4 protein-coding genes are annotated in these 4,304 nt (G+C 54.7%); 3 read left to right on the top strand and 1 reads right to left on the bottom strand.

The window, feature by feature from the left end; translation table 11 throughout:
* Positions 1-664: 664 nt before the first annotated feature.
* From ACMTNU_RS20120 to ACMTNU_RS20110, 3 genes are all read left to right on the top strand, one after another.
* On the top strand, positions 665-2,521 hold the full coding sequence (locus ACMTNU_RS20120) for a TonB-dependent receptor plug domain-containing protein (protein ID WP_413937080.1): 1,857 nt from the start codon (positions 665-667) through the stop codon (positions 2,519-2,521).
* Positions 2,522-2,989: 468 nt separating this feature from the next.
* A complete protein-coding gene (locus ACMTNU_RS20115; RefSeq protein ID WP_413937079.1) occupies positions 2,990-3,220 on the top strand; it encodes a hypothetical protein in 231 nt (76 codons plus the stop codon).
* Entirely contained in the window at positions 3,210-3,638 is a 429-nt protein-coding gene (locus ACMTNU_RS20110; protein ID WP_413937078.1) for a type II toxin-antitoxin system VapC family toxin, read from the top strand. Before ACMTNU_RS20115 ends, ACMTNU_RS20110 begins: the two co-directional genes overlap by 11 nt.
* Positions 3,639-3,875: 237 nt before the next feature.
* Here ACMTNU_RS20110 and ACMTNU_RS20105 read toward each other — a convergent pair whose 3' ends face one another.
* Complete coding sequence (locus ACMTNU_RS20105; protein WP_413937077.1) at positions 3,876-4,115, bottom strand: hypothetical protein; 240 nt, start codon at positions 4,113-4,115, stop codon at positions 3,876-3,878.
* Positions 4,116-4,304 lie beyond the last annotated feature (189 nt).

Here is a 4,304-nt window from a genome sequence, read left to right as displayed (position 1 = left end):
CGGAGCACGACCTCCATCTTCTTGCGCGAGGAAAACCGGCCTCGCTCCGTTTTCGACTTCGCCATGGACCCCTCCGTTCATCAGGGGGCAGTATGCCCCAATGGTGTGTCCAAGAAAATCGTGGGGCGGAGGACTTCCATCCTGGTAGCCATCACACTCTTTCATCGTTCACCGCAACCGTATCAGCAAACGCCATGCCAAGCAGGGAGGCATATGTGCGTGTAATCGTCAGCATATTGCAGTACAGCAGATCCTCCCGTCCAACGCTGGAAATGGCTTGATGTCTGTGGAAAATGAGACGATCCCGCTGTTATCCAAGTTAGGATCGATACCGTTTACTTCTAGGTCTCTACATCAAATCACAGCGGTTCGTATCCAATCTGATGCAGTATCTAATCAGATTCACTCGTAAAACTTGCGCACAAATTGCCCTTCCTGATTGGCTTTGTGCTAAGACATGCCCCGTTTATATACAAACACCCGGACGTGTTGGGTTGCATGATCTCTATGCGATGGACTTGGGTAATCGTGACCATGCTCTATGGAATAAATGGTTCACTCTTAGCCTGGGCTGAACCTTCACTCCCCATTCCCAGAACCTCTTCCACAAGCGAGCTGCTGCTCAAGAACGAAACCCTCTATCTGGAGGAAGAAACCATCAGCATTGCTGAGCCGGTACGAACAACCGATTTCGGAGGCCCCGTCAAACGTCTATGTGGTTACCGATGAAGACATTCACCGGTCCGGCGCCACCGATTTACCCACGGTGCTCCGTCGTATCCCCGGCCTCGAAGTCATGCAGGTGACCGGTGCGGATTTCAACGTGAGTATGCGAGGGAACAACCAACTAGGATCCAATAAACTCTTGGTGATGGTCGATGGCCGGTCAACCTATGAGGATTCGCAAGGAGCAGTCTTCTGGAAGGCCATTCCAGTGACCTTGCCGGAGATCAAGCGGATTGAAGTTCAAAAAGGGCCGGCCTCCGTGCTCTATGGCTTCAATGCGTTCGATGGGATCATCAATATCATTACGAAGTCACCGGAAGAAATGAAAGGTACCACCGTCCAAGTCGGCGGCGGGGAACTTGGCACCCTCAGCAGCGCAGCCATCTATGCCAATAGATATAAGAAATTGGGCTATCGCTTCTCGTACGGCCATGATCAGAACCAGCAGTGGCGAGACGGCAGCGCCCTGGCCTATCGTGATAACAAGTTCAATGTACTGACAGAGTATGATTTGGGGAGTGCCTCAAAGCTCTCATTCTCCGGTGGCCTCATCGATGTGAACCGATTTGATGGCTTGGTAACTGATGCTACTGTGGGAACGCATCTACCGGCCCTTGGTTTTGCCAGGGTTGGCTATGAACGCCCCAACTTCTTTGTACGGGCGTTCTGGAACAGCTACAACATTGATGGACATATCACTCCGAATCCGCTGCTCACTCAGTTCCTGCGTATCACGGGTCGAGGCTTTGACCCCAATCTAAACTTTCAGGGGCATACATATAATCTCGAATCCCAAAAGCGACTGGAAGTGGGAGACACCACTAATCTGATTGTCGGCCTCAACTACCGGCACAATACGCTGTCCATGAATTTTATTGATCGCTTTCGCACAGAGGATCGGCTTGGATTTTACCTACAGGGAGAGTGGAAGCCCACACCACTGTTCCAAACAACCGGCGGTGTGCGCTACGATTTGGACACCTTCGTTAATCCGACCCTCAGTCCGCGCGGATCTCTCATTTTCACACCAGTTCCGAATCATACGATCCGGGCTACCGTGGCCATGGGTTATCGGCCCCCGACGCTGAACGAGACCTACCGTGAGGCTAACTCGATCATCACGCTCCCTACCCCCAATCCCTCGCCTCTTCTGGTCAACTCGAAAGGCAATCCCGCTCTCCGACCGGAACAAATTATCTCCTATGAGCTAGAGTATCAAGGCTGGTACTTGGGCCATCGTGCCCGGGTACGCACCGCGCTCTTTTACAATCACCTCTCTGACCTCATTCAAGCCAAAGCCAGAGTAGGACCGACTCAGGGGGGAACCGCAGACATCTATGGAGGCGAGGCCGGGCTCGAATTTCTCGCTAGCTCGTGGCTGAGCGGATTTGTCAACATGGCCTACCAAGAGATCGGCCAAACATTCATGGAGACGACCAGACGGGCAGGCCCCCGCTTCAAGTACAACGCCGGCCTCCGCGGCCAATGGGAAAACGGGCTCAGCGGCGAGATCGCCTATCACTGGATCGGAGCGGCTACCTATTCCCTGAGTCAGCGGTTTGTCGACTTTCAATCATTCGGTGTCATAGCACCCGATGCCTACGTGGGAAGTTATCACCTTTTGAATTTACGCGGAGCTTATCGCTTCTGGCAGCAAGCCACAACGGACGGTTCTCGCCGTGAAGCGGAGGTAGCCGTCTCAGTCTTCAACGCACTGAATGACACCCATCGCGAGCATCCGCTCGGTGACCTCCTCGGCACACGTGTGATGGGCTGGTTGACGGTGAAACTCTAACCGGCGTGAATCGCCCGGGACAATGGTTTCAGGTCTCGAGTTTTAGGTTTCGGGTTTCGTGTCGTTGGACAGCTTGAAACATGAAACGTCACACTTGAAACCGCCTGAAAGTTTCGATGACCGTGACGAACGGTAACGATGTATGACTGGGATACGAGCGCATTCGTGAAACAATTCATCGAGGAAGTCGGAACGGGCGAAGACATCGCTCTGCGAGCTGAGAGGTTGCCTCACGCCACCGCACCATTGCAAAACATTCCATCTGCGTGATGCCGTCTTATTCCCCTCTCAGGCACATAGTCCCATTACAGTGCTGAGGGCCTGATTGCGGGCCATCCCATCACCATGGGGGTAACCGGGGGCTCACACCTCGGCAACAACACCATCAGCCGTTGCTTGACCATTCAGCCAATCTTGATAGAATGCGTTCAATCCTACAGGCACAATTGTGACGAGGAGAATGATCTGATGAAAACGCTTGCGGGGACGGTGCACCAGGGTCGGGTAGAGTTGGCCGAACAGACGGGGCTCGTTGAGGGCCAGACAGTCATCGTTGTCATTCCCGAGACTCAGGATGTACATCTTCCAGCTGAGGCGATGAAGCTGTTGGTGCGGCTCGATGCCTTCCGAAGCGAGGTCGGGCCCGTCGGCTGCTCCACCCGCGACCTCGTTCGCCAGGGCAGACGCAATGGTCAGTGACTATGTGGTAGATGGATCGGTGGCGTTGAAATGGCTGATCGATGACGAAGCCGATATTCCCAGGGCCCGGACGATCCTCTCCGACATCCTGTCCGGGAATGCCCGTCTTCTGGTTCCTCCGCACTACGTCAGCGAGGTCGGAAACGGCCTGATCATGGCCGCCAGACGCAAACGCATTGCCCTCCACCGCCTCACAGACGCCTGGGCTGATTTCCTATCCATTCCACGCGCGGAGACTCCATGGCATCCGCTGCTTGACACACAAACTTTCGAGCTCGCCCGTGACTCCTCACTCACGTACTACGATGCCGCGTATGTGGCCTTGACGGCCATGCACAGTGCGAGCTTCATGACCGCTGATAATCAGGCCGCAGAAACGGCCCAGCGGTTGAACCTGCGAGTGATCCTGTTCAGATAAATCCACTCACTGAAATTGGGGGGAAGCATGCAGGGAGTGTAGCCCCCGCACCCCCAACTATCCTACCAGGCTGTCCAGATCTGGTCAGTCCCGAAATGCATCGATCCTGTGAAGAGGCGTCGCAGGGTTTGTCGACACACTGTGACTCAGGCTCGCAATTCAGCTTCGGCGAGAGCCAGCATTCGATGGTGGTTCTAGGCAGAGATAATGAGGATGTTGGTGTCAAAGACCGCCCGCTCAATCCTTGATATTCCTGACTTCGTGAACAATCGAGGCAATCCGCCGCAATGAAAACTTGCGAAGCCCTTTTCGTGTCACCAACCGCTTACTATAGGAATAGATAGATGCCAAGGCAGGCTGCCGTCTACCAGAAGCAAGCCGATCCACAAAATCGAGGACCGCAGCTTGTTTCTTCGCCGGAAGCCGACGAAGCTTACGGATGATCGTATCACTGCGCGTGGCTGACGAGTGCCTCACTGAGGCCTCCTTCCCATCATGCTAAGCGCTTCACAAGTAGAGCCTCATATAGTATACCCTCTCGCATGCGATGCACGAAGGCGTTTGATGTCCGCACCCTGTCCCATGCTGCGCTGGAGGAGCTGCGGCGAAGGGCGGTGCGGCGGGTGGAGGCGGGGGAGAGTCCCGAGTTTGTGGCGGCCGGTCTGG

It is taken from the genome of Nitrospira sp. BLG_1, assembly GCF_047338595.1.
Taxonomy (GTDB): domain Bacteria; phylum Nitrospirota; class Nitrospiria; order Nitrospirales; family Nitrospiraceae; genus Nitrospira_D.
This window is presented reverse-complemented; position numbering and strand designations above follow the sequence as displayed.

Excerpts from the sequence above, each read along its gene's own strand:
- ACMTNU_RS20110 (WP_413937078.1), top strand. The coding sequence starts at position 3,210 with ATGGTCAGTGACTATGTGGTAGATGGATCGGTGGCGTTGAAATGGCTG.
- ACMTNU_RS20115 (WP_413937079.1), top strand. The coding sequence starts at position 2,990 with ATGAAAACGCTTGCGGGGACGGTGCACCAGGGTCGGGTAGAGTTGGCC.